The following is a 22,276-nucleotide window of genomic DNA, read 5'->3' on the forward strand; positions in this document are numbered from 1 at the left end:
GATGTCGATCTCTCTGGACTTCGCGTGGATCGAAGCTGTCCTGCTCGCCAGCGTCCGCATGGTGGCGTTCCTCGTGATCGCTCCCCCGTTCTCCTACGGTGCCATCCCGGTCCGGATCAAGGGGATGCTTGGGGTCGCCCTCGCTCTTGCGGTCTCGCCCCGCCTCACCCCCGGCTATGAGTCCTTCGAAACGGCGGGTTTCCTCTTCGCTTTGGTCGCCGAGATCCTCATCGGCGCCGTGCTGGGGTTCCTCGTGATGCTCGTCTTCGCAGCCGTCCAGTCGGCGGGAAACCTCATCGACATGTTCGGCGGTTTCCAGATGGCGCAGGGATTCGATCCGCAGTCGATGATCAACGGTGCCCAGTTCTCCCGCCTTTTCCACATGACCGCCCTCGCCCTCCTGTTCGCATCGGGCGGCTACCAGCTCATCTTCGGCGGCCTGATCCGGACGTTCAGTGCGCTGCCGCTCGGTGGGATGATCGATTTCACCGCTCCGGCCGAAGCGATGACCCATGGCGTCACCCAGATGTTCCTGGCATCCGTGCAGATCGCCGGCCCCCTGCTCGTCGTGCTCTTTCTCGCGGATGCCGGACTCGGGCTCCTCACCCGAGTGGCACCGGCGCTCAACGCGTTCGCTCTTGGGTTCCCGCTCAAGATCTTCCTGACACTCACCCTGGTCACCGTGACGTTCGTCGCCCTCCCGCAGGTCATCTCCTCGCTCACCGGCGACGCCGTGAACCAGATGATGGGGGTGCGCTGATGGCCGAGACAGACTCCGCGGAGCGCACCGAGCAAGCCACAGACAAGCGGATGAAGGAGGTCAGGTCAAAGGGTCAGCTTTCGAAGTCGCAGGACCTGACCGCCTGGCTGGGGATCGGCGCCGCTGCCCTGATGATGCCCGCCACGGTTGCCCTCGCCGCTGATGCCGCCACGTTGCAGTTGTTCCAGGTCGGAGCCATCGCGTCGGACCCGGATCCGGGTGAGGCACTGGGGACCCTCGGACTCGGACTCGAGTCCCTGATGTCGAGCCTTGCCCCGATTCTCGCCGTCGTCGGTGTCGTGGTCCTGATCGGATCGGTCGTTCAGGGCGTGCACGTCAAGAAGCTCAAGGGCAAGTACGAGCAGTTCAACCTCGTATCGGGCATGAAGCGTGTCTTCGGGATGCAGGCGATATGGCAGGGCGCGAAGGCGCTCATGAAGACGATCGTCGTCGGCCTCGTCCTTTACGTCGTGATCCAGGGCCTGATGCCGTTGCTCATGGGAGCAGGGGGCTTGTCGGTATCCGCCGTCCTCGAGGCCGCCGCAGCGGGCACCGGGTCACTCCTCCAAACGGCCGTGGCAGCGGGCCTCGTCCTCGCTGCTGCAGACGTGTTCGTCGTCATGCGCCGCAACCAGAAGAGAACACGGATGACGAAGAAGGAGGTGCGCGACGAGAACAAGAGCTCGGAAGGCGACCCTCTCATCAAGTCGCAACGCCGTTCACGGCAACTCGCGATGAGTCGCAACCGGATGATCGCATCCGTCGCCGGCTCCGACGTCGTGCTCGTGAACCCCACCCACGTCGCCGTCGCGCTCTCCTACGAGCCCGGAAAATCGGCGCCCCGCGTCGTCGCCAAGGGTTCAGGCATCATTGCGGCTCGCATCCGAGCCGAAGCCGAGGCGAAAGGCGTCCCCATGGTGCAGGACATCCCGCTCGCCCGGGCGTTGCACGCCGCGTGCGAACTCGGGCAGGAGATCCCCGTCGATCTCTACAACGCCGTCGCGCAAGTTCTCATGTTCGTGATGTCGCTTCGCCGCCGCGGTGCGACCCGGGGCATGCACACCATGACTTCACCCGTTCTCAGCCCAGGAGGCGCCTGACGTGAACCGAAACCTCTCCAAGATCGCCGTTCCCCTCGGCGTCGTCGGCATCCTCATGCTGCTCATCGTCCCTGTTCCTGCCGGGCTGCTCGACGTGCTGATCATCATCAACATCCTCTTCGCGCTCGTCATCCTGCTCACCACGATGTTCGTCCGCAAACCGCTCGACTTCTCGGTGTTCCCCTCTCTGCTGCTCGTCGCGACGCTGTTCAGGCTGGGACTGAACGTGGCATCCACCCGGCTCGTCCTCGGTGACGGGTACGCCGGCCAGGTGATCGAGGCGTTCGGCCACGTTGCCGTCGGCGGATCCATCGTGATCGGCGCCGTCGTCTTCCTCATCCTCGTGGTCATTCAGTTCGTCGTCGTCACCAAGGGCGCCGAGCGGGTCGCCGAGGTCGGCGCGCGCTTCACCCTCGACGCCATGCCTGGCAAGCAGATGGCGATCGATGCGGACCTCAATGCCGGACTCATCACCGACATCCAGGCCCGCGAGCGCCGCGCAGAGGTCTCGGCTGAGGCTGACTTCTACGGTGCGATGGATGGCGCGTCGAAGTTCGTCAAGGGCGATGCCATAGCCGGGATCATCATCATTCTGATCAACATCGTCGGCGGCATCGCGATCGGCATGCTCCAGAACGGCATGGAGCTCGGCGAGGCCGTCAGCACGTACACGCTGCTCACCATCGGTGACGGCCTGGTCACCCAGATCCCTGCGCTGCTGATGGCGGTGTCCACCGGCATGATCGTGACGCGATCGAACGCCGAATCCGACATGGGCTCGACGGCATCCGCTCAGCTGTCCCAGTCGAGGAACGCCCTGATGATCGCTGGAGGTGCGGCCATCGCGATGGCGCTGATCCCCGGCATGCCGGTGCTCCCGTTCATCGGGGTCGGCCTCTTCTTGCTCTTCGCCGCACAGCGGATCAAGGCCACCGAAGCGGCGAAAAAGGCATCCGCAGAGCTGGCTGAAAGCGAAGACGCTGCTCCCCGCCCGGAGACGACCGAGGAACTGATGGAGCGGATGCGCGTGCACGCCCTCGAGATCCTGCTCGCGCCCGACCTGGTCAGCATGGTGTCCGGGTCCTCCGACGACCTGCTCGCCCGGGTGAGGGCGCTGCGCCGCACCATCGCCATGGACCTCGGGGTCATCGTTCCGCCGGTCCGGACCAGGGACAGCGTCGACCTGCCCTCGTCGACCTACGTCATCCGGATCGCCGGAGTCGAAGCCGGCCGGGGCCTCGCGCCGACCGGCAAGGTGCTTGCCCTCGGCGACGCCCTCGACACGTTGCCCGGGCAGTCGACAGTGGAACCGGTCTTCGGGCTGGTCGGCAAATGGGTGCCACAGGAAATGCGGCACAGCGCCGAGATGACGGGGGCCACGGTGATCGACCGGGTTTCGGTGGTTGTCACGCACCTGTCATCGATCATCACCGGCAACGCCGCCAGGCTGCTGACTCGTGAAGACGTGCGGCTTCTCACCGACGGCATCAAACAGGTGAACCCGTCGGCCGTCGAGGAGCTGACCCCGTCGCTGCTGAGCCTCGCCGAGATCCAGCGCGTGCTACAGGGGCTGCTTGCCGAACAGATTCCGATCAACGACCTGTCACGGATCTACGAGGCGCTGTCGCTGCGTGCGAAGGTCTCCACCGATCCGGAAGGGTTGATCGAAGCCGCCCGTCAGTCGCTGGGCCCTGCCCTGTCCAGCCGATATCTCGACGGACGCACGCTGCGGGTGATCATGATCGATCCCACCCTTGAGCAGTCCATGCTCGAAGCGATGCGACCCTCAGAGGTCGGCACGCAGATCCTTCTTGATGCGACCAGGATCGAATCGCTGTTCGCCTCACTGAAGGGTGCGGTGACACGCGCGGAAGGGAACGGACATTCCGCGGTGCTGGTTTGCGCCCCCGCCCTCCGCCCCGCGATCAAACGCCTCGTATCCGGCCAGTCTCACGGTCTTCCGGTGCTGTCCTATCAGGAAGCAGGCGCTGCGAACGTCGACATCGAGACGGTGGGGGTGATCGGCGATGCCCAATCGATTCCGGCGTCCTGACCCGAACGGCACGCCGGTGCAGCCCGCACCGATGGTGTTCCCCGGAATGGCCGCGGTGCTCGATTCGATCGACGTCGAGGAACGCAAGCTGCACAGAGAAAGCAGCGGTGCGGCGCCCGGTCCTCTGGGCGCTCAGGGGTTTGCGCAAGTGCTCGATGACCTCACGGCTAACCTGGCGACCGACCGGCCAGTGCTGCCTGAGCGCCTGAAGCGGCGTCCGGCGGTCCCTCGGCCGCTCGGCGCCCCCGGTGACCTGATCCTTGTGATCGGTGCGGCCGTCGATGCCCTCTCGGTTGTCCGCTCGATGGCGGCGGCTTCGACCACCCGTGAGATCGCGGTGGCCGGTTCGATCGAGCTGGCTGGAACGGTCCGGGTCGACGACCGCCGCAGCGCGGTTCGAGCCCGCGCGATCGGAGTACACACCATCAGTCCGGTCTTCGTGGCGTTCGGGCTCGACCGCTCCACGATGGACCGGTCCAACTGGGACGAGCTCGTGCTCAGCATCTCGCCCGATCAGGTGTGGGTCGCCGTTGACGCGGGCCGAAAACCCGACGACACGGCCCTCTGGGTTCACGCTGTCGCCGCGCGCATCCCGATCGACGCGGTGGCCGTCGAAGGCAGCGCGCTCACTGCCAGCCCGGAGACGGTCGAGGAGCTGAACCTGCCGATCGGCTGGGTGGATGGTCTCGCCCCGGGTCCGGCCCGGTCACCCCGGCCGGTATGGGATAGTTGAGCGGATGCTAGTTCTTACACGCAAACCCGGCGAGCGTATCGTCATCGGCGACGACATCGTCGTGACGTTCCTCGAATCCCGTGGCGACAGCATCCGGATCGGCATCGAGGCGCCTTCAGGCGTCAAGATCCAGCGCGACGAGATCGTGCAGGCCGTCACTGAGGCCAACCGCGCCGCGGTTGAGACAGATTCGTCCGCTGAAGATCGCATCAAGGCGGCGCTGGGCTACCTGCCCCCGACCGCCGGCTGACCGCACGCGCGTGTTCACGCACTCCGGACGCGTACACGCGGCGCACCGCGTGAACCAGTCCGCACGGAGTGATGTGGTACTGCGGCGCCACAGTTCCAGCTAGCGGGCGACGGATGCCAAATCGGCCTTCAGCGGCCAGTCCTGACCTTCGAGGATGATCTGGGCGCATCCGCCTGTCACCCGGTTGAGGACAATCGGGGCCATCAGGTTGACCGTCGTCGCTTCGTTCTCTCCCGGATTGATCACCACGAGGACCGAAGCGTCCTCCGCGGCTTCCAGGCCGAGGAGTTCGCACTGCTCGTCAGCTATCGTCGGCTGGTACCGCGGAAGGTGGAGTCCGGCGTCGAGAACGAACAGCCGGGGACCGCCTTTGGCCGTCGACGTCAACGAGTACAACCCTGGTGCGCCGTCGGTCTCGACGAGCGAGAAATCCACCAGCGGTTCCAATCCCGGGGGTGAAACGAGAAAGCTGAGCGCGCTCATCGGAGGAAGTCCATCAGGGTGGGTTGCAGGACGCGCGCCGTTACCGCGAGTGCGCTCTGGTAGGCGACCTCCTGCATCTGAAGACCGAGGATGGTCTTGGTGAGGTCGATGTCCTCCACCTCGGCGCGTTGCCCCTCGAGTGATACGGATTTTTCCACGTTGACCTCCATGGCCCGCTGGATTTCGGCGTGCCGAGCGCCGACGGTGGCGTGCCGGCCCCGGACGGCTTCCTGGTGCCCGTCGATCGAGGCAAGATGACCGCCGATGTTCGTCCCGCTGCGCAAGTCGCTGACGATGGTTGATACGAGGGCGAAGACGGAGTCGGTTCCGACACCGAACACGGCGGCGCCGTCGGCGTCCACTCGCACAGTGGTCCCCGGGCCGATCCGTCGTTCCACGCTTGAGCCGGGCGCGCCGGTGTAGGCGAACGTCGACGTGAAAGCTTCGCCGACATCAGAGTTTCCCGCGAAAACCGAACGTCCCAGATAGGTTGCGTTCGCCTGGCTCAGCAGCTCGGACCGCAAGCTCTCCAGCTCGACTGCGATCGCCTCTTTCGCGGAAGGCGACAGCACGCCGTCGTTCGCGCCCTTCACGGTCAGGTCTCGGATCTTATTCATCAGAGTTGACGCGTTGGACAGTGCCGAGTCGACCGTATTCAGCCAGGCATCGCCGTCGCTGATGTTGCGGCCGTACTGTTCATTGGCCCGCTGCTCTGCCCGGATCGTCAGGGCGTTTGCCGTGCCGGTCGGGTCGTCGGACGGCCGGCTGATGAGCTTGCGGCTCGACGCCTGCTCCTGCAGTTTCGCCAGCTCGCTCATCGTGGATTGCAGGTTATTGAGCGCTGAGCGCATCATCGTCTGGCTGGTCACGCGCGGGATCACGGGCTACCTCCCCACAATTCCGGTGCGATTGATCAGGGTGTCGAGCATCTCATCGACCGCCGTCATCACGCGGGCGGCTCCCTGATATGCGGACTGGAACATGAGCAGGCTGACGTTCTCCTCGTCCAGGTCGACAGAGGCGTTCGCCAGTTGGGCGTTCGATGCGGATGCCGCGGCCAGTTCGGCGAGCGACGCCTGCTGAAGCTCTGTGCGTGCGACGACGCCTGTGCGGGAGACGAAACCTGCCCAGATCGTGTCGGGGGAGGTCGCGGCCGTGCCGATCTGGGAGATGGCATCCGCGTTCGAGCCGTCAAGCCCGCCGGAGCCCGGGGCAGCAGCGGCGATTCCGCTTGCGTCAGTGGGGATCACGGACAGTCCGCGAGCCGCGGGGCCGGTCGGGCTGATCAAGAAGAAGTCCACGTTGGTCGCGCCTGTGGCGGTGATTCCTGTGCGGTGGACGGTGTTGACCTGGCTAGCGACAGCTACCGCGAGTTCGTTGTATGACTGGGCCGCCTCGGCGATCAAGCCTCCCGTTTTGGTGGCGTCGATGGGGGCAAGCACCGAGATTGCGCCGGCGATCTCGCCACCGGTCAACGCCACGGGGGTGCCTGGGCGATGGACCCACTCGAGCCGGACGGGGGAATCCGTCGCCCCGTCCAGGAGGTAGGAGCCCGCGACAGCAACCGGACGAACGGTGTCGCCGGAGACGATCGCGTTGCCGGCAAGGAGAACGTCGATCATGCCGTCCGGGCGACCGGAAACCGTCGCGCCCGTGAGGGCGGACATGGTCGTCGTGAGGGCGTTGCGCTGGTCGAGAAGCTCGCTGACGGTCCCCCCTGCGGCGAGGGTCGACCTAATCGTCACGTTGAGCTTCGCAACCTGCGTCGCCGCCGAGTTCAGTTCGTCAGTCATGCCGCCTAGTTCGCTGCGAACGTGAGCCCACTGGGACTGCATCTCCTCATAGCCGCGCGCGATCTGGGAGACGAGGACACCCGCCTGTTCGAGAACGATGCCTGCGGCGGCCGAGGACCCGGCGCTGTTGGACAGTCCCTGCCAGGATGCCCAGAACTCCTGCAACTGAGCCGAAAGTCCATTCTCGCCCGGCTCACGGAGCGAAACCTCGATCTCCGCTATAGCGTTGCCTCGAACCGCCGAGTACCCGGCGAGACCGGCCGACGAGCGTACCCGGGCGTCAAGGTGGACATTGCCGAGCCGCGCTATGGACTCGACCGTCACTCCGCCACCGACCTGAGCGGTTGATGCCAGTGGCCCCACCGAGCCGAGCGCACCGATGGCGCTCGTGGTGACACGCTGCCGGGTGTAGCCGACGGTGTTCGAGTTGGCAATGTTCTGGCCGACGACGTCGAGGCCCTGCCGTGCGGCGACGAGTCCGGTGTATGCGGTGTTCAGCCCGCTGAAAGTGCTCATCGGCGTCACAGGTCCTTGTCGAAGAGGCGGGCAGCGGTCGTCTGAGCGTCTGCGGCACCGCTCGCGTTGTAGACGCCCGAGTCGGCGGATGTCTGTGCGAGCGTCTCGTGAGTCGACCGGGAAGCCGCCCGGAGCATGCGCTCGTTGGTGTCTCTGAGCACAGTGATGTCGGCCGTGAGTTGCGTCAGAGCCGCCAGGTGGCTCGCGAAGATATCGGACCAGGGACCAGCGGGCGCGTGTTCGATCAGGTGGCGGAGAGTCGCATCTTCACTCGTCCCCCAGTTCAGGGCGACCGCGGCCACTTCGACGCTGCGGGCGAGTCCGACATCCCGGAGACTTGCGACCACCTGCTCGATCTCGTTCGTGGCATGGTGCAGCCATTGAGTCTTGCCCGTTGTGAGCAGGAGCTGTTCCACCTCGAGCTTGAAAATGAGAAGTTCGAGCAGTTCCCGTTCCCGCCAGATCAGAGCGGAGAGCTCGTTCGCGCCCATGTCGTCCAACTTCCGTGATCCGTCGGTGAGAGCACGTGCTGCGTAGGGCAGGAGTGCGATGTCGGCTTCGCTCATGCGTGAGCACTCCTCGTCGTTGGTCATTTCCAACTATCGGCGAGGGTGAGGACCATGTTAGGGCTTTTGGCCCGTGACATCCGAGTTCTTCGTCGACGATGTCATCTGGGCGCGCAGCGGTTCGGCCGGCGCATCAGATGAACACCCGCCCCGGGGGCAAGGCTCTTAGAGCTTGACGCCCTTCGCGGCCATGAACGGCACCGGGTTGGTGAAGTCGCCATTGATGCGGATCTTGAGGTCGAGGTGGCATCCGCTCACGACGCCCGTTGCGCCGACGTTCGCGACAACCGTGCCCGGTTCGACCAGCTGGCCGGAGGAGACCTTGAATGACCCGCTCTGCACGTGGCCGTAGATGGACTCGACTCCGCCGCCGTGATCGACGATGACGCGCTGTCCGTAGGCTCCGGCCGAACCGGTGAAGGTGACCCGCCCGGCGGATACCGCCTTGACAGGAGTCCCGCAGCTCGCGCTGAAGTCGACGCCGTCGTGGAAGGAGTTGGAGCAGCCCGCCCCATTGCAGATGAGCCCGCGAGGGCCGTAGGGCGACGAGATCGGTCCTGCAACCGGCCGGATCCAGGTGCCGTCGCCACCGGTGAAGACTGGATAGTCTGCGGTGTTCTCGCCTGACTTGGGGCGACTGGCGGCGAGTTTGGCTGCCTCTGCCGCGGCGGCCGCAGCTGCCTTCGCTGCCTCTGCCGCGCGGAGCTCCTCTGCCGACGTCGCTGAGTAACCATCGCGCACGAGGGCTGGCCGGGTCCAGGTCGGCACGGTGAGCGACTGGGCGCCGGTGTCGTGGATCGGAGCAACCGAGACGGCGTCCTCCGACGTGAAGGCGTAGGCCGGAAGGGCGACGGTACCGAAGATCGACGGCACAGCGATCGCGACGACCAGAAGGGAACGGATCGACTTCCAGCGGGACTGCTTGGGCACGGTGCGGACCGATGCAGGCGCCGGGGTTGCTGCCATTCGGGCGGCCAGCCGAGCGCGGGACGGAACCGGGGGCATGGAAATGGTCGGCACCGCCGCCGTTACGGGGTCAACGACCGGCTCCACATCGACCATCACGACGGGTTGAGCGGCGTCAGCCGGCTCCTCGTGGTCATCGGTCTCGATCGGCTCGGCGGTCTCAGAGTCGGCACTCTGCTCGACGGCAACGACGGTCGAACCCTCCGCTGGCGCACCGGTCGAAGAGGCCGAGCGGGCAGCAGCCCGCAGGCTCCTGCGGGTGGGGAGGGCGGTCGTCAGGTCGAGCGCGGATTCGCCGCCACTGCCGTTGTCTGGCTCGCGGCTGCTCTCGTCACTCATCAAATATCTCCGTGCGTGGCGGCGACACGACCCGGAGCATCCGTTTTCTGATGCTCCCGACCGTCTCCCTCACGCAAACGTTCTAGGGCGGGCGGCGGGCAAATTGAGCCGCGCCTCACTTTCGGGTTCAACCGAGGTTACTAGATCCTTCCTGAGAGGACCATCCCAGTTCGGGTGGTCTGCCCGTCGTCGAACGAGTAGCGTCGTGATTCGTGGCCGTAATACTGAACGAACCGTCGTTTGAGGACGCCGCCGATCTCGGCCGCGTCCACCAGCAATGCTGGGTCGAAACGTACAAGGGACTCGTTCCGCCGGAGTTCTGGGAGCACTCCACCGAAGCACGCCGAATCGGGATGTGGGAGCGGATGCTACGCCGAAGCGAACCGCAACGCCGCCTGGTAGTCGCCGAGGTCGATGGCAACATCGTCGGGTTCGCACTCGCCGGTGCGACCCTGTCGAGGGAACACCCGGGCGCCCCACCCGCCGAGGCGCTCGAAGTCCGCATGCTGTATCTCAAACGGTCGCACCACGGCAGTGGGATCGGACAGCACCTGCTCGACTCCGTGCTCTTTGCCGGCGAAGCGGCCCAGCTCTGGGTGGCCGAAGGGAATCCTCGAGCGCAGGCCTTCTACCGCAGGAACGGCTTCGCGGCCGACGGCATCCGTGACGCGAGACCGCACCAGGGAACCGACCTGACAGCAATCCGGATGCTGCGGCGCGCGTCGGTTGCGCGCTGACCTCACCGGATTCCGCGGAGAGGTTGCGGCGAGCCGGACCCGGGCGGGGTCGACGTACGGCACGATATTAGGCAGGCGTCAGCCATGAGCCACCGGGCTCGAACGAGGGTGTGGGGACCATGCGCAAGAGAAAACAGACCGCCGAGATCAACCAGGCCGACATCAAACCGGATGTCGCCGTGCAACGCGGCGCGGGAGCGGCCGGTTTCAGCATCGCTGCTTTCCGCATCGGCCTCGTCGGCGGGCTGGGCGTGCTCACAGCAATGCTCATCGGCGGTATCCTCGGTCAGCTGGGCACCGTCCTCATCTATATCGGTCTGGCTCTGTTCCTTGCCCTCGGCCTCGACCCTCTCGTCACCTGGCTGGAGAAGCGCATCCAGCGCGGCGTCGCCATCGCGCTCGTCGTTCTCGCGGTACTCGGAATCTTCGCCGGGCTCCTGTTCGCTGTGATCCCGGTACTCGTCGAGCAGGCTTCCAACCTCGTCGACGACTTCCCGCGCGTACAGAGGGAGATCGAGGAGAGTGACTTCATCAAGGGACTCGAAGGCGCCTTCGGCGGGTCGCTCAGCATCAGCGATGCACTCTCGAGCGCCATCCAATTCATCAGCGACCCGAAGAACCTCGTCGCAATCGGCGGCGGGCTCGCGGCGGTGGGTGCCGGGGTCGCCAGTGGGGTGACGGGTGCGGTCATCGTCCTGATCCTCACGCTGTACTTCCTCGCTTCCCTGCGCTCGATGAAGGGCATCGCCTACCGATTCGTGCCCGAATACCGCCGGGTCGGCTTCGCGAAGATCACCGAAGAGATCACCGGGGCGGTCGGTCGTTATGTCGTCGGGCAGCTCAGCCTGGCCGCCTGCAACGGCATCCTCAGTCTCATCTTTCTGTCGATCATCGGCGCTCCGCTCCCGTTCCTGCTCGCGATGATCGCGTTCCTCGGCTCGCTCATCCCGCTCGTCGGCACGCTGACGGCGTCGGTCATCAACACCGTCATCTGCCTGTTCGTCTCGCCGGTGACGGCGCTGTTCGCCGGCATCTACTACCTCATCTACATGCAGATCGAGGCCTACGTGTTAAGCCCGCGCATCATGAACCGCGCGGTCGCAGTGCCAGGAGCTCTCGTCGTCATTGCCGCCGTTGCCGGAGGTGCGATCGGCGGCGTGCTCGGAGCCCTCGTCGCGATACCGGTTGCGGCATCCGCGATCATCATCGTGCAGAAGGTCATCTTCCCGCTGCAGGACTCGAAGAAGTCACCGAGCGGGGTCTGAGTTCCCCTTTGACCTCGCCGGGCGACCGGAGAACACTCGACGGAGAATCACAACTTTCCGGAGTGATACCCGTGACGACCATCGATTTTCCCAGCCTGCACCCTGACGCCCTGGCCTCGGCGGCGGGATCGGCTGGCTGGTGCGGAAGTACGGAATCGCCTTCGACAGCCTCGTTGAGGTATCCGTCGTCACAGCGGGGAGGAGGCGGCTCCGCGCGAGCGCCGGCGAGAACCCTGAGTCGTTCGGGGGATCCGCGGCGGCGTCGACTTCGGCGTGATCACCAGCTTGGTCTTCGAGGCGCACCCGCTCCCTGGCGTCTTCGAGGCTCCTGTACGGCGACGGGGATCTGACGCTCCTAGCCCGGTTGGCGCGGCGATGCGTGCGACGCAGGAGGAACCCAGCACCACCCTTCCTGGCGATGCCGGACTTCCCTGGAATGCCAGGCGGCAGAGAGCTGCTCGTCTGTGACGGCGGTGATGACGAGGACGGCGCCCGGTCCACTCTCGCCCCATTGCGCGCGCTCCCTGGCCTGCAGGGCGACGATATAACGTTCACGGCATATGCGAACATCCTCGAGGAAGCCCATCCACCCGAGGGCATGATCATCGTCGGCCCGCTATCAGGGCAGGACGCGGGGCGCCTTCCGAGTTCAGTCCGACGGCCCCCGCCGTGCGCGGGCGGAGCGGAGAGCATCCGTTCCGACGAGAAGCACGAAGCCGACTGCAAGAAAGAGCACGAGCGCGATGGGCAGCGACTGGATGCCACTGCGATCCAGAAGCACACCGCCGAGCAGTGCTCCCCCGCCGATACCGATGTTGAACGCGGTGGTCTGCAACGCCGCCGCGAAATCCCGCGTCCTGAATGACGCGGTGTGAAGCATCCGTGTCTGCAGCATCGCCGGGAGCCCGCCGAACGCGACACCCCAGACCACGAACGCGACGACGACCACCACGGAGTTCTCCGACCACACCGCGAGGACGAGGACCGAGGCCATCACGCCGATCAGGGCGAGCGCGAAACCGCGCCTGGGGAACCGGTCGGACGCGAAACCGGCCAGCACCAGCCCGATCGCACCCGCACCGCCGAAAAGGAAGAGGAGGAACGCGACAGAGGTGTCCGGGAAGCCGGCGGCTTCGATCAGCCAGGGTGCGATGTACGTGTAATACGTGTTCTGGCCGGTGAGGAAGATCATGATCACAATGCAGAGCAGCACGACCCCGCGCATGCTGCGGTCCTTGTACATCGGCAGGCGGATCTCTCCGGTTCTGACCGGAACGTGGTGGTCGACAGGCGGGAGGTACCTCAGTACGGCGAGGGCGAGGAGCACGACGATCGCCGCGATGACGGCGAAGGCGATCCGCCAGCCGAGAGCGTGCCCGAGCGCCGTCCCGACGGGGACGCCGAGCACGAAAGCGGCGGACGCCCCACCCGACGTGATCGCAACCGCCTTGCCGAGCTGATGTTTCGGCACAAGATGGGCGGAGTACGCCGCAACGACCGCCCAGAACAGTCCGTGAGCGAGCCCTCCGAGGATGCGGGCGCCGACGAGGATCTCGTACGTCGGCGCGATCGCGGCCAGCACATTGGCGAGGGCGACGACGAGCAGGACCACGAAGACGAGGCCTTTGCGGGAGTACTTCCGGGTCAGTGCGGCGAGCGGTGTCGTCGCGACCACAACGGTGCCGGCGAAGACGGTGACGAGGAGCCCGGCCGTCGACAGGCTCACGTCCAGCTCAGCGGCCATCTCTGGCAGCAGACCGGTCGGCAGGAACTCACTCGTCACCGAGACGAAGATTGCGCCGGCGAGGGTCAGCAGGCCGATCCAGGGGAAGGCGGGTGCGGCCGAAGCGTTCGTTGCGTTTGTTGGAGTGGACACAGGCGTCGCCGATCAGATTGTTGGGCGGGGTGCGCAGCGCCGAACTCCGAGGGGCGGCGCGCTAAGCGATACAGCCTATTCGACTCCGGGCCGGGAACGGTGACGGTGCAGACCCACCTCGTGGGCCCCGTGCAACAGCTCCAGGAAGCGGCCTCCGAAATCCTCCGGCCGCGCCAGCCGGAAGTTGTCGTCATCGTTGCGCGGGGAGAGCTCCCGGGTGCATGGCACGAGCGGATGCTCCACCCACCTCGCGAGGACGAGGGTCCGTCACGCCAGTCTTCGCGCGGCTGCAACGCGGCGGAGCTCATCCGTGTCCAAGATCGAGCCGCCCCGGCAGTCACGTAATCCCGTACGTTCATGCCCCCGCCGAGAGCGACGATTGCCACCCGCTCCTGTTCGAGGCCGCGGCGACGCACGCAATGCAGGAGATCGCACGATTAACAGGACAGAAACCCCGAAAGCATCCTGCACATCGTGCGATCTCCTGCTAATCGTGCGCCCCGGCGGCCAACCAACGCAGGCGGGCGACGGAGCCCTGCGCTGAGGGTGTGGTCGCGCACCGATGGGCGCCGGTGCCGGGCTCCGCCGCCCGCCGTCCCCCACCGCTATCGGCCGATCCGCCCCAGCTCATGCCCCCGCGGGCGGCTCGGCAAGCAGCTCCACCCGGTCAGCGAGGTACGACGCGAGATCGACCGCATCCGCATCGCTCGTGTTGGCATTCCAGCGCACTCGCGGCCGGTCGCCCTCGACGAACAGGCGCCCGATCGAGTTGCGGAGCTCGTCGACGTCGAGCGTCACAGGCACCGCATCGAAGTTGACGGTCTCCCCGTGCGGAAAGCGCCCACGGGATGCCGCGGCGCGGTACGCACGGCGCCGCTCGGCCGACTGGGACTGGTAGCCCGGGCGCCCGGGCTCCAGAGCACGGGTGGCTTGGCCTGTCTCATACAACGTCGCGTCCTCACCGAGGAGGAACACACCCAGTCGCCAGATGCGACCTTTCGACCGCAACACCGCCGGGCGCGGGACGAGAAGCACCCGGTGTTCCGGGACATATTCGGCGAGCGCCTCAGTGCGTGCGCCCGCACTCCTCAACCGTTGCACCGCCTCTTCGAGGAGGGCCTGAATCTCAGCGGCGATCCGCTCATTGTCGCCGGCGGCGGGCATCAGCGCCCGAACTCGGGCGACGGCGCTGGGAACCGACTCATGCGACTCAGCCTACCGAGGCGCCCGAAAGGGCGAGCCGAGTCTGGAGAATTTCGCTGGCTACGTCCTGGATGGGGCGAATATGTCCGACCAACGGGGCGATCGACAGAGGGGTCTGCGGATGCCGGATCCTGAGAACATCTCCTCCTTTCTCGCGGTGACAGCGACGCTGGGTTCGTCCCGGCCCGGCACAAACGTCCTTCGTCGCGGGCGCTTTCCTCGGGGACGACTGCAGCCGTCCGGTCAACGGCTGCTCAACGCCGTCGGCTCCGGGATAGTTCTGACGCTCGGCAGCGCGGCGGTGGCCGCTGCGGCGATTCCCCGGTCACCAGCTGACAGGACGGATGCCCCGCTGCTCAGAGCTTCGTGAGCGCAGTCCCCTTGTGCATCGCGTCATGCCCGGTCTTATCACTCGTGACTTCGTATTGGGGTTCCTCGGGGCTGCACCGGCGGGTGCGGCCCTTGAACTCAACGTCTTTTGTGTGGACCTTGATGATGCGCCCTTCGACCTCACCGCCCTCCGAGTTCCAGCGCACATGGTCGCCAACCGAGAATCTGGTCGTCATGGTTACTCCTCCGTGCCATAACCTCAGGCCACCATGGCCCTCAAGGTGTCGGCGTTCCTCACAGCATTACCGCCGCCGTCGTTGTTGAAGTAGACGTAGACATCCGCCCCGCCATCCCGCCACTCGCGGATGTGATCCGCCCACCACCGCAGGTCGTCGTCGGAGTACGAACCGCCGTACAGGTGGTCGTGGTCCGGACCGTGCATGCGCACGTAGGCAACCGGTGAGGTCACCCGGAGGATGCACGGCAGATTCGCACCGCTCATCACGCAATACGCGGCACCTCGGGCCTCGAGCAGGCGGAACACCGCCTCGTCGTTCCAGCTCGGATGCCGGAACTCCACGGCCACCGGGATCCAGCTCGGCATCCGGCGGAGGAAGTAATCGAGCCGGGCATCGTCTCGCACCATTCCCGGCGGCAACTGCACGAGCAGCACCGCCCGCTTGTCTCCCAGCTCATGCCAGCTCCCCGCGATGCGGTCGATCCAGGCATCCGGTTCGTACAGTTTCTTCCCGTGGGTGAGACCGCGCGGCGCCTTCACCGAGAGCCGGAAGCCCGGCGGCAGCCGTGTGCGCCAGCTCGCGAACGACGCGTCCCTCGGCCAGCGGTAGAAACTCGCGTTCAGTTCCACCGTGTCGAACCGGGCGACGTAGTGCGCCAGCCGGCGCCAGGGTGGAAGGTCATCGGGGTAGAGCACATGCGCCCAGTGGTCATAGCTCCACCCGGATGTTCCGATCGCGATGCTCCCCATCTGCCCACCGTATAAGGCGGCACTGGACGCGCCACAACCCCCTTGCCGCATCGAATGCACCCGGGCACGCTAGCCCTCACGACAGAAGGACACGGCAACGAACGAGCGGAGGATACGGATGCGCGCGATGGTGTACCGCGGGCCGTACAAGGTCCGGGTCGAAGAGAAGGACATTCCGCCCATCGAACACCCGAACGACGCGATCATCCGCGTGACTCTCGCGGCAATCTGCGGATCCGACCTTCACCTGTACCACGGCATGATGCCGGACACCCGGGTCGGCATGACATTCGGGCATGAGTTCATCGGGGTGGTGGAGGACGTCGGCTCATCGGTTCAGAACCTCAAGCGCGGCGACCGGGTGATGGTCCCCTTCAATGTCTATTGCGGCTCCTGCTATTTCTGCGCCAGAGGCCTCTATTCGAACTGCCACAACGTGAATCCGAACGCGACGGCGGTCGGTGGGATCTACGGTTATTCGCACACCTGCGGAGGTTACGACGGCGGTCAGGCCGAATACGTGCGTGTTCCGTTCGCGGATGTCGGCCCGGCGTTGATCCCCGAGTGGATGGACGACGAAGACGCCCTGCTGTGCACGGATGCTCTCGCGACCGGCTACTTCGGCGCCCAGCTCGGTGACATCTCCGAGGGCGACACAGTCGCTGTCTTCGGTGCAGGACCCGTCGGCCTGTTCGCCGCGAAGTCAGCCTGGCTGATGGGTGCCGGGCGGGTGATGGTGATCGATCACCTCGAGTACCGGTTGGAGAAGGCACGCACCTTCGCCCACGCCGAAACGTTCAACTTCGCTGAGTATGACGACATCGTCGTGCAGATGAAGAAGACGACCGACTACCTGGGCGCCGACGTCGCCATCGATGCGGTGGGAGCAGAGGCGGACGGGAACCTCATCCAACACCTGACGTCCGCCAAGTTCAAGCTGCAGGGCGGGTCGCCGGTCGCTTTGAACTGGGCGATCGACTCGGTTCGGAAGGGAGGCACCGTGTCGGTGATGGGCGCATATGGGCCGATGTTCAGCGCCGTGAAATTCGGGGATGCCTTCAACAAGGGCCTTACCCTGCGGATGAACCAGGCCCCGGTGAAGCGGCAGTGGCCGCGCCTGTTCGAGCACATCCAGAACGGGTACCTGAAGCCGAGCGACATCGTCACACACCACATCCCTCTCGAGCACATCGCCGAGGGATACCACATCTTCTCCGCCAAGCTCGATGACTGTATCAAGCCGGTCATCGTGCCGAGCGCGAGCGCGTAGGAGGGACGTCATGCCTTATACCGCCGACAAGCCGGAGCGCCGTGAGTCCAACGAAGAGCTACGCGCGCGCATCCCCGGCTGGGGTGCCGACCTCGACCCGGCGAACCGCCCAGCCGTGCCGAGGGAACGTTTCGATCCGGCCGCGACCGGCGCTCATTGGGACTTCCCCGAGCGCCAACCGGAGAAGTGGCCCCGTGAGCGGTCGATCGAACACAAGTTCCTCACCCCGGTGTTCGGAACCTCGACGCCGCCGAAGGGTGTGTCAGGGGCCATGCGGAAGTACGCGTACCGAAAGTACAGTGAGGCGCAGGCCGCCCACTGGCTGATCCTGCTGGCATCCGACCGGGTCGACGCCGTGGAAAGCCACCTCCGCTCCTTCGTGAGCCTGCGCCCTGACAACCCGGTGACCGAGACCGGAGTGCTCAGCGAATGGACTCGACACGGTTACTCCTCACGGGTGGGCCGCAGTCGCGGGGACCTGAAGCACCAGTGGATCGACCCGCTCCTGGTCGCCGGTCCCTGGATTGCGGCCGGCTGGCTGGCCTTCGCCGCCGTGAGGGTCGTAGCCAGGCGCCGCTGAAATGGGCGCGGTGAAGAGTGCCGAGCGGCGGGCCAGGCGAGGCATCCCGTACGCTGAACCCGTGACGGACGGCGCGTTGATCGGTCCAGTGGATCCTCCGGAGCTGCACGTCATGACGTACAACATCCGTCGACGGATGGCGCATACGACGCAGCACAGCCCCGATCTCTGGACTCGTCGGCGGCCGCACCTCCAGACACTCCTCCAGCGCGAGATGCCGACGATCCTTGCGACGCAGGAGGGGCTCCCCGACCAGCTCGAGTTCATCAGCCAGGTGCTCGGCCCCGGCTACCGCCGGATCGGACGCGGGCGCAACGCCGACGGTGACGGCGAGCAGTGTGCGATCTTCTTCGACACCCGCCGCCTGGCTCTCGATGACTGGACGCAAAGGGCGCTCTCGGACAGCCCGAACGTCCCCGGGTCCCGATCCTGGGGCAACATGCTGCCGCGGATCGTTGTTTCCGCCGACCTGACCGACGTCGCCACAGGCATCCGGTTCTCGGTCTTCAATACCCACTTCGACCATTTCTCTCGCTCCTCGCGCGCCCGGTCGACGAAGATGCTCAACGACCTCGTCGAGGCGACGGATGTTCCAGCGATCGTTCTCGGCGACATGAACGCAGGAGTGCGCTCGGCTCCATACCGAATCCTCACCGGCGGTCTGCTGCGGGATGCCTGGACGACTGCTGAGCATCGCCTCACGCCCGCATGGGGAACCTACTCGGGTTACCGGCGACCGAAGCAGGGCGGCAAACGCATCGACTGGCTCCTGGTCACCGGTTCGGTGACGGTTGAGGCGGTCGGGATCAATGCCGTCCGTTTCGAGGGTGCGGCGGCGTCTGATCATGAGCCTGTGCAGGCCCGCCTCACCCTGTGAGAACCGGTGCCTGCTGGGTGCACGGGATATTCTGTCGCAATGATCGAGACGTTCCTGCGGCCTCCTCGAGGGCCTGCCGAACTGGCGGCAGACGGCGTGCGGTTGCTCGGCGTGCTCAGCATCGTCGTCGCGTTCCTGGGCTGGTCAGCCCTGGACGTCGCGGTCTTCGCGCTGGGGCTGCTCGGTCTTGTGATCCCGCGGTTCCTCGGCATCCGCCCTTCGCTGGATGCTGCCTTCGGCGTCACCGTTCTGGTGGCCGCATGGAGTGCGCTCCTCGACCTCTATCAAGCCGTCCCTCATTGGGACATCCTCGTTCACTTCACACTGAACGGCCTGATTGCCGTGGTCATCTACGTCCTCGCGATGCGGTGCGGTGTGATCCCCGATCCGGAAAGAAGCCAGGTACGCCTTGGTTCCATCGTCATCCTGACAACGGCATTCGGGCTCGCGGCCGGGGTGATCTGGGAGGTGGTCGAGTGGGTGGGCCACACCTACATCGATCAGACGATCTTCGTCGGATATACCGACACCATTGGCGACCTCGCCGCCGGCGGGCTCGGTTCGCTCCTGGCCGGTTTCGCCGGCCGATACCTGTCGGCGCGAAGCCGGTACGTTGCTGAAGCGCGGCCGGAGCGCGCGCCTCTGTGACCACGATTCCGGGCGGTGTTCGTAAACGCGGAGATTTGGCAGGGAGCGTGCCATTCGCGCCGCCAACGGCCGATTGCGGCGAGAATCCCCGAAGTTGGTGACCGCGCCTCAGCAGAAGCGCCGCGCGTATCGCCTAGGTAAGGGAGCCGACCACGAGCCCGACCGCGCTGGCCAGCACCGCGAGCACCAGCATCCCGACACTATTGACGAGCGCGATGCCGTAACGGCGGGCCTGGATCAACCGCACAGACTCGACGCTCGCGGTGCTGAACGTCGTGTAACCGCCGAGAAACCCGGAGCCGATGACGACGAACACGTCCGGCGGCACCAGAGCGGAGAGACCGAACCCGGTGACCAGCCCGAGCAGGAATGACCCGGAGACGTTGATGGCCAGGGTCTCGAGCGGGTATGCGGTCGCCCGCGATCGCAGCAACCCGTCAACCAGAAATCTCACAGCGGAACCGATCCCCCCGGCGAATGCCACCGCCACGAAGACGACCGGCGTCATGCGCTGCCCGCCGTCGCGGCTCGGCGCACCGACCCGGCACCGACGATTCCTGCCCAGGACGCCGCCAACCCGAGCAGGAGCGTGCCCGCCGCGTAGAGGACGCCCGTGGCGACGTCGCCGGCGCCGAGGAGCAGGTCGGTGCCGGTGGCGAGCGCGCTGTAGGTCGTGAACCCGCCGAGGAACCCCGTACCGGCGAAGAGACGGATGTTTCTGGCCCGGTCCGCGCCGGACTTCCCGTCGACGACGCCCTCGAGCAGGGCACCGAGGGCGAAAGCGCCAAAGACATTGATGAGGAAGATGGACAGTGGGAAGGATCCGAGCGACGGGAGAGCGATACTCAGCCCCTCTCGCGCGGCGGTGCCTGATGCTCCGCCGAGCAGAACAAGTCCGATCAGCGCGGGCTGGAGGTGCGGCGGCCGGATCGGCGCGGGACGTGTGGGTGTGACGTTGCTCACTTCCCAGTCTCCCACGGCGGCGGGGCGTTCGTACGGGTTTCAGGGTTGGGCACGACCACGAGTGGCCTGTGCTGTCGGTGAGCCAGGTGGGCGGCGACCGAGCCGGTGAAGAACTCCTGCAGCGTGCCGCGGAACCCGGGCGCTCGGGTTCCCACAACGATCATCAGTGCGTCGACGCGGTCAGCGAGTGCAGCAAGCTCGTGGCTCGGGTCCCCGACGAGCGGCTGGACGCTCCACCGGACGCCGGTGGGCTCGAGGATCGATGCGATCCGGTCGCGCAGCGACTCGTCGAAGATCTCGATGCGAAGGTCAGCGAGGTCTGGGTCGATCGGCATCGACGTGAACCGGCCGTCCGTGAATCGTTCGACGACATACCGGCTGGGGTCGACTCGCGCGCAGACGAGCATCGCGTCGAATCTGGACGCGAATTCAGCAGCCTTTTCGAGCACATGACCCAACTGACGTGGCACGACCCCGACGAGGATTACATCAGGATCCGGCATCGGATTCCCCTCTCTGAACCGTCCGGCACCCGAGTCGGGAACCGAAGCGGCCCCATCGCAGCAGAATGCTGCGATGACAGAAGTGTTCCAGATATCGCCCACCGGCGGTAGCAGACGATGCTTCCCGCCTAGCCGGAGGTGGAGGTCTCATTACAGCATGCGGAGCCGGACTCCCCCACGGATGCCGTGGAGCAGACGCCCGTCTCGGGCAGGACCAGCTGGACCCGCCGCGCAGCACCGGGATTCCCGGCGAGTTCGTCAGCGATCGATCGGACCTGCTCGTATCCGGTCAGGAGCAGGAACGTCGGTGCACGCCCGTAACTCTTCATCCCGGCGATGAAGAAGTTGGGTTCGGGATGAGCGAGCTCGGCGACGCCGTGCGGGTCGACGGTGCCGCAACTGTGCAGGTTGGGGTCGATCAGCGGAGCCAGGGCCCGAGGAGCTTCCACGATCTCGTCGAGCGACAGCCGGATCTCACGAAGCATGTCGAGGTTCGGCCGGAAACCCGTGGCGTTGACCACCTGGTCGGTCTCGATCGAGACCGGCTCGCCCCGGCGCAGGCCCTCGACGAGAACACGGCCCCCCGCAGCAGGGTGAAGGTCGTGGATCTCGAAGGAGTCGATCAGCGACACCCGGCCTTGACGGACGAGGTCACGGGCGGAGCTTCCCAGGTGTCCGCGAGCTTCGAGTTCATCGTTCGCCGAGCCGAAAACACGCACGGGGCTGGTACCGCGGATCGCCCAGCTGACGGTCGTGCCGTGATCCTGCCTGGCCAGCGCCGCGAGTTTGAGCAGGGTGTTGGCGGCGGAGTGCCCGGCTCCGACGACGAGGGTATTCTTGCCGGCGAATCGTGCCCGGTCGGCGCCGAGTACGTCCGGGAGGGCATGGCTGATGTTCTGCCGCACACTGTCGAGGTCGGTAGGCGTGAGCCCGCTGGCCGTCAGCCCGTTGGGCGTTCCGTACGTGCCCGATGTGTCGATCACGGCGCGGGCGAGCTGCTCGACCACGGCGCCGCCACGGCGGACGCGCAGGAGGAACGGAGTAGAACTGCGGCCGGTGGAGCGCGTGCGGTCCATGCCCGACCTGGACACATCGGTGACGGTGCTGCCGTATCGAATGCGCGAGGCGAGTTCCGGTGTCGCCGCCAGCGGCTGCAGATACTCCTCGACGAGCTCCCTGCCGTACGGCAGCTCTTTCGCCGCAGGTGCCTGCCAGCCGGATTTGTCGAGGAGGCGACCGGCCGCCTCGTCGACCAGGTACTGCCACGGCGAGAAGAGCCTTGTGTGCCCCCAGGTGAGAACGGATGCTCCCGCCGATTCCCCTGCTTCAAGGACGAGCGTTTCCACTCCGCGTTCGAGCAGCTGGGCGGCGGCGGCGAGCCCGACCGGCCCAGCGCCGATGACGACAACGGGGAGACCGTCCAGCTTGTGTGAGGCAGGAACGGTCAGAGACGGCAGTTCGGCGATGCTCATGGCCT

24 protein-coding genes are annotated in these 22,276 nt (G+C 66.1%); 11 read left to right on the forward strand and 13 right to left on the reverse strand.

Annotation, left to right across the window (positions count from 1 at the left end; genetic code table 11):
- Position 1: 1 nt before the first annotated feature.
- Genes JWP90_RS12020 through csrA form a run of 5 tightly spaced genes read left to right on the forward strand, consistent with a single transcriptional unit; the run spans position 2 to position 4,896 of the window.
- The gene (locus tag JWP90_RS12020) at positions 2-760 is read left to right on the forward strand and encodes a flagellar biosynthetic protein FliR (protein ID WP_297364454.1); all 759 of its coding nucleotides are present in this window, start codon (positions 2-4) and stop codon (positions 758-760) included.
- Complete coding sequence (locus JWP90_RS12025) at positions 760-1,860, forward strand: EscU/YscU/HrcU family type III secretion system export apparatus switch protein (protein ID WP_297364457.1); 1,101 nt, start codon at positions 760-762, stop codon at positions 1,858-1,860. Before JWP90_RS12020 ends, JWP90_RS12025 begins: the two co-directional genes overlap by 1 nt.
- A 1-nt stretch (position 1,861) precedes the next feature.
- Positions 1,862-3,913, forward strand: a complete 2,052-nt coding sequence (locus JWP90_RS12030) for a flagellar biosynthesis protein FlhA (RefSeq protein WP_297364460.1) — start codon at positions 1,862-1,864, stop codon at positions 3,911-3,913.
- Positions 3,888-4,646 carry a hypothetical protein gene (locus JWP90_RS12035; RefSeq protein ID WP_297364463.1) on the forward strand — a complete coding sequence of 253 codons (759 nt, stop codon included), beginning with the start codon at positions 3,888-3,890 and terminating at the stop codon, positions 4,644-4,646. Before JWP90_RS12030 ends, JWP90_RS12035 begins: the two co-directional genes overlap by 26 nt.
- Positions 4,647-4,650: 4 nt before the next feature.
- Positions 4,651-4,896 carry a carbon storage regulator CsrA gene (gene csrA / locus JWP90_RS12040; RefSeq protein ID WP_297364466.1) on the forward strand — a complete coding sequence of 82 codons (246 nt, stop codon included), beginning with the start codon at positions 4,651-4,653 and terminating at the stop codon, positions 4,894-4,896.
- Positions 4,897-4,995: 99 nt separating this feature from the next.
- Here csrA and JWP90_RS12045 read toward each other — a convergent pair whose 3' ends face one another.
- The 5 genes from JWP90_RS12045 to JWP90_RS12065 all read right to left on the reverse strand — a co-directional run bounded on the left by JWP90_RS12045 (position 4,996) and on the right by JWP90_RS12065 (position 9,559).
- On the reverse strand, positions 4,996-5,379 hold the full coding sequence (locus tag JWP90_RS12045) for a flagellar assembly protein FliW (protein ID WP_297364469.1): 384 nt from the start codon (positions 5,377-5,379) through the stop codon (positions 4,996-4,998).
- Positions 5,376-6,260: a flagellar hook-associated protein FlgL gene (flgL, locus tag JWP90_RS12050; RefSeq protein WP_297364472.1), complete on the reverse strand. Its 885-nt coding sequence runs from the start codon at positions 6,258-6,260 to the stop codon at positions 5,376-5,378. The genes JWP90_RS12045 and flgL overlap by 4 nt, the downstream gene beginning before the upstream one ends.
- Before the next feature lie 3 nt (positions 6,261-6,263).
- Positions 6,264-7,688, reverse strand: coding sequence for a flagellar hook-associated protein FlgK (gene flgK / locus JWP90_RS12055; RefSeq protein WP_297364474.1), 1,425 nt, complete (start codon positions 7,686-7,688; stop codon positions 6,264-6,266).
- 5 nt (positions 7,689-7,693) lie between these two features.
- Positions 7,694-8,254 carry a flagellar protein FlgN gene (locus JWP90_RS12060; RefSeq protein WP_367182725.1) on the reverse strand — a complete coding sequence of 187 codons (561 nt, stop codon included), beginning with the start codon at positions 8,252-8,254 and terminating at the stop codon, positions 7,694-7,696.
- A 165-nt stretch (positions 8,255-8,419) separates the two neighbouring features.
- Positions 8,420-9,559, reverse strand: a complete 1,140-nt coding sequence (locus JWP90_RS12065; protein ID WP_297364477.1) for a peptidoglycan DD-metalloendopeptidase family protein — start codon at positions 9,557-9,559, stop codon at positions 8,420-8,422.
- A gap of 212 nt (positions 9,560-9,771) precedes the next feature.
- Between JWP90_RS12065 and JWP90_RS12070 the strand changes: the two genes are divergently transcribed.
- Both JWP90_RS12070 and JWP90_RS12075 read left to right on the forward strand, forming a co-directional pair.
- Positions 9,772-10,296 (forward strand): GNAT family N-acetyltransferase, encoded by a 525-nt coding sequence (locus JWP90_RS12070; protein ID WP_297364480.1) that lies wholly within the window; start codon positions 9,772-9,774, stop codon positions 10,294-10,296.
- A 119-nt stretch (positions 10,297-10,415) separates the two neighbouring features.
- Positions 10,416-11,561, forward strand: coding sequence for an AI-2E family transporter (locus tag JWP90_RS12075; RefSeq protein WP_297364484.1), 1,146 nt, complete (start codon positions 10,416-10,418; stop codon positions 11,559-11,561).
- Between the two features lie 649 nt (positions 11,562-12,210).
- Here JWP90_RS12075 and JWP90_RS12080 read toward each other — a convergent pair.
- The 4 genes from JWP90_RS12080 to JWP90_RS12095 all read right to left on the reverse strand — a co-directional run bounded on the left by JWP90_RS12080 (position 12,211) and on the right by JWP90_RS12095 (position 15,958).
- Positions 12,211-13,437: an MFS transporter gene (locus JWP90_RS12080; protein WP_297364487.1), complete on the reverse strand. Its 1,227-nt coding sequence runs from the start codon at positions 13,435-13,437 to the stop codon at positions 12,211-12,213.
- Between the two features lie 627 nt (positions 13,438-14,064).
- Positions 14,065-14,601: a hypothetical protein gene (locus JWP90_RS12085; RefSeq protein ID WP_297364489.1), complete on the reverse strand. Its 537-nt coding sequence runs from the start codon at positions 14,599-14,601 to the stop codon at positions 14,065-14,067.
- Between the two features lie 395 nt (positions 14,602-14,996).
- Positions 14,997-15,206 carry a DUF2945 domain-containing protein gene (locus tag JWP90_RS12090; protein WP_297364492.1) on the reverse strand — a complete coding sequence of 70 codons (210 nt, stop codon included), beginning with the start codon at positions 15,204-15,206 and terminating at the stop codon, positions 14,997-14,999.
- A gap of 23 nt (positions 15,207-15,229) precedes the next feature.
- Positions 15,230-15,958, reverse strand: a complete 729-nt coding sequence (locus tag JWP90_RS12095) for a DUF72 domain-containing protein (protein WP_297364495.1) — start codon at positions 15,956-15,958, stop codon at positions 15,230-15,232.
- 118 nt (positions 15,959-16,076) lie between these two features.
- Between JWP90_RS12095 and JWP90_RS12100 the strand changes: the two genes are divergently transcribed.
- The 4 genes from JWP90_RS12100 to JWP90_RS12115 all read left to right on the forward strand — a co-directional run bounded on the left by JWP90_RS12100 (position 16,077) and on the right by JWP90_RS12115 (position 19,333).
- Positions 16,077-17,228, forward strand: coding sequence for a zinc-dependent alcohol dehydrogenase (locus tag JWP90_RS12100; RefSeq protein WP_297364498.1), 1,152 nt, complete (start codon positions 16,077-16,079; stop codon positions 17,226-17,228).
- A gap of 10 nt (positions 17,229-17,238) precedes the next feature.
- Positions 17,239-17,808 (forward strand): hypothetical protein, encoded by a 570-nt coding sequence (locus JWP90_RS12105; RefSeq protein ID WP_297364501.1) that lies wholly within the window; start codon positions 17,239-17,241, stop codon positions 17,806-17,808.
- Positions 17,809-17,869: 61 nt separating this feature from the next.
- Positions 17,870-18,685 (forward strand): endonuclease/exonuclease/phosphatase family protein, encoded by an 816-nt coding sequence (locus JWP90_RS12110; RefSeq protein ID WP_297364504.1) that lies wholly within the window; start codon positions 17,870-17,872, stop codon positions 18,683-18,685.
- Between the two features lie 39 nt (positions 18,686-18,724).
- Positions 18,725-19,333 (forward strand): hypothetical protein, encoded by a 609-nt coding sequence (locus JWP90_RS12115; RefSeq protein ID WP_297364506.1) that lies wholly within the window; start codon positions 18,725-18,727, stop codon positions 19,331-19,333.
- A 133-nt stretch (positions 19,334-19,466) separates the two neighbouring features.
- Here JWP90_RS12115 and crcB read toward each other — a convergent pair whose 3' ends face one another.
- The 4 genes from crcB to JWP90_RS12135 all read right to left on the reverse strand — a co-directional run bounded on the left by crcB (position 19,467) and on the right by JWP90_RS12135 (position 22,271).
- Entirely contained in the window at positions 19,467-19,841 is a 375-nt protein-coding gene (gene crcB / locus JWP90_RS12120) for a fluoride efflux transporter CrcB (RefSeq protein ID WP_297364509.1), read from the reverse strand.
- Entirely contained in the window at positions 19,838-20,296 is a 459-nt protein-coding gene (locus tag JWP90_RS12125) for a CrcB family protein (protein ID WP_297364512.1), read from the reverse strand. The genes crcB and JWP90_RS12125 overlap by 4 nt, the downstream gene beginning before the upstream one ends.
- Entirely contained in the window at positions 20,293-20,799 is a 507-nt protein-coding gene (locus tag JWP90_RS12130) for a universal stress protein (RefSeq protein ID WP_297364515.1), read from the reverse strand. The genes JWP90_RS12125 and JWP90_RS12130 overlap by 4 nt, the downstream gene beginning before the upstream one ends.
- 128 nt (positions 20,800-20,927) lie before the next feature.
- Positions 20,928-22,271, reverse strand: coding sequence for an FAD-dependent oxidoreductase (locus JWP90_RS12135; protein WP_297364518.1), 1,344 nt, complete (start codon positions 22,269-22,271; stop codon positions 20,928-20,930).
- Between the last annotated feature and the right edge of the window lie 5 nt (positions 22,272-22,276).

The organism is Mycetocola sp. (genome assembly GCF_025464835.1).
In the GTDB taxonomy this organism is placed as follows: Bacteria; Actinomycetota; Actinomycetes; order Actinomycetales; family Microbacteriaceae; genus Mycetocola_A.

What these genes read in the sequence shown, in the direction of transcription:
- JWP90_RS12020 (WP_297364454.1), top strand. Translation starts at nt 2, where the DNA reads ATGTCGATCTCTCTGGACTTCGCGTGGATCGAAGCTGTCCTGCTCGCC.
- JWP90_RS12025 (WP_297364457.1), top strand. Translation starts at nt 760, where the DNA reads ATGGCCGAGACAGACTCCGCGGAGCGCACCGAGCAAGCCACAGACAAG.
- JWP90_RS12035 (WP_297364463.1), top strand. Translation starts at nt 3,888, where the DNA reads ATGCCCAATCGATTCCGGCGTCCTGACCCGAACGGCACGCCGGTGCAG.
- csrA (WP_297364466.1), top strand. Translation starts at nt 4,651, where the DNA reads ATGCTAGTTCTTACACGCAAACCCGGCGAGCGTATCGTCATCGGCGAC.
- JWP90_RS12045 (WP_297364469.1), bottom strand. Translation starts at nt 5,379, where the DNA reads ATGAGCGCGCTCAGCTTTCTCGTTTCACCCCCGGGATTGGAACCGCTG.
- flgK (WP_297364474.1), bottom strand. Translation starts at nt 7,688, where the DNA reads ATGAGCACTTTCAGCGGGCTGAACACCGCATACACCGGACTCGTCGCC.
- JWP90_RS12060 (WP_367182725.1), bottom strand. Translation starts at nt 8,254, where the DNA reads ATGAGCGAAGCCGACATCGCACTCCTGCCCTACGCAGCACGTGCTCTC.
- JWP90_RS12065 (WP_297364477.1), bottom strand. Translation starts at nt 9,559, where the DNA reads ATGAGTGACGAGAGCAGCCGCGAGCCAGACAACGGCAGTGGCGGCGAA.
- JWP90_RS12075 (WP_297364484.1), top strand. Translation starts at nt 10,416, where the DNA reads ATGCGCAAGAGAAAACAGACCGCCGAGATCAACCAGGCCGACATCAAA.
- JWP90_RS12085 (WP_297364489.1), bottom strand. Translation starts at nt 14,601, where the DNA reads ATGCCCGCCGCCGGCGACAATGAGCGGATCGCCGCTGAGATTCAGGCC.
- JWP90_RS12090 (WP_297364492.1), bottom strand. Translation starts at nt 15,206, where the DNA reads ATGACGACCAGATTCTCGGTTGGCGACCATGTGCGCTGGAACTCGGAG.
- JWP90_RS12095 (WP_297364495.1), bottom strand. Translation starts at nt 15,958, where the DNA reads ATGGGGAGCATCGCGATCGGAACATCCGGGTGGAGCTATGACCACTGG.
- JWP90_RS12100 (WP_297364498.1), top strand. Translation starts at nt 16,077, where the DNA reads ATGCGCGCGATGGTGTACCGCGGGCCGTACAAGGTCCGGGTCGAAGAG.
- JWP90_RS12105 (WP_297364501.1), top strand. Translation starts at nt 17,239, where the DNA reads ATGCCTTATACCGCCGACAAGCCGGAGCGCCGTGAGTCCAACGAAGAG.
- JWP90_RS12115 (WP_297364506.1), top strand. Translation starts at nt 18,725, where the DNA reads ATGATCGAGACGTTCCTGCGGCCTCCTCGAGGGCCTGCCGAACTGGCG.
- crcB (WP_297364509.1), bottom strand. Translation starts at nt 19,841, where the DNA reads ATGACGCCGGTCGTCTTCGTGGCGGTGGCATTCGCCGGGGGGATCGGT.
- JWP90_RS12130 (WP_297364515.1), bottom strand. Translation starts at nt 20,799, where the DNA reads ATGCCGGATCCTGATGTAATCCTCGTCGGGGTCGTGCCACGTCAGTTG.
- JWP90_RS12135 (WP_297364518.1), bottom strand. Translation starts at nt 22,271, where the DNA reads ATGAGCATCGCCGAACTGCCGTCTCTGACCGTTCCTGCCTCACACAAG.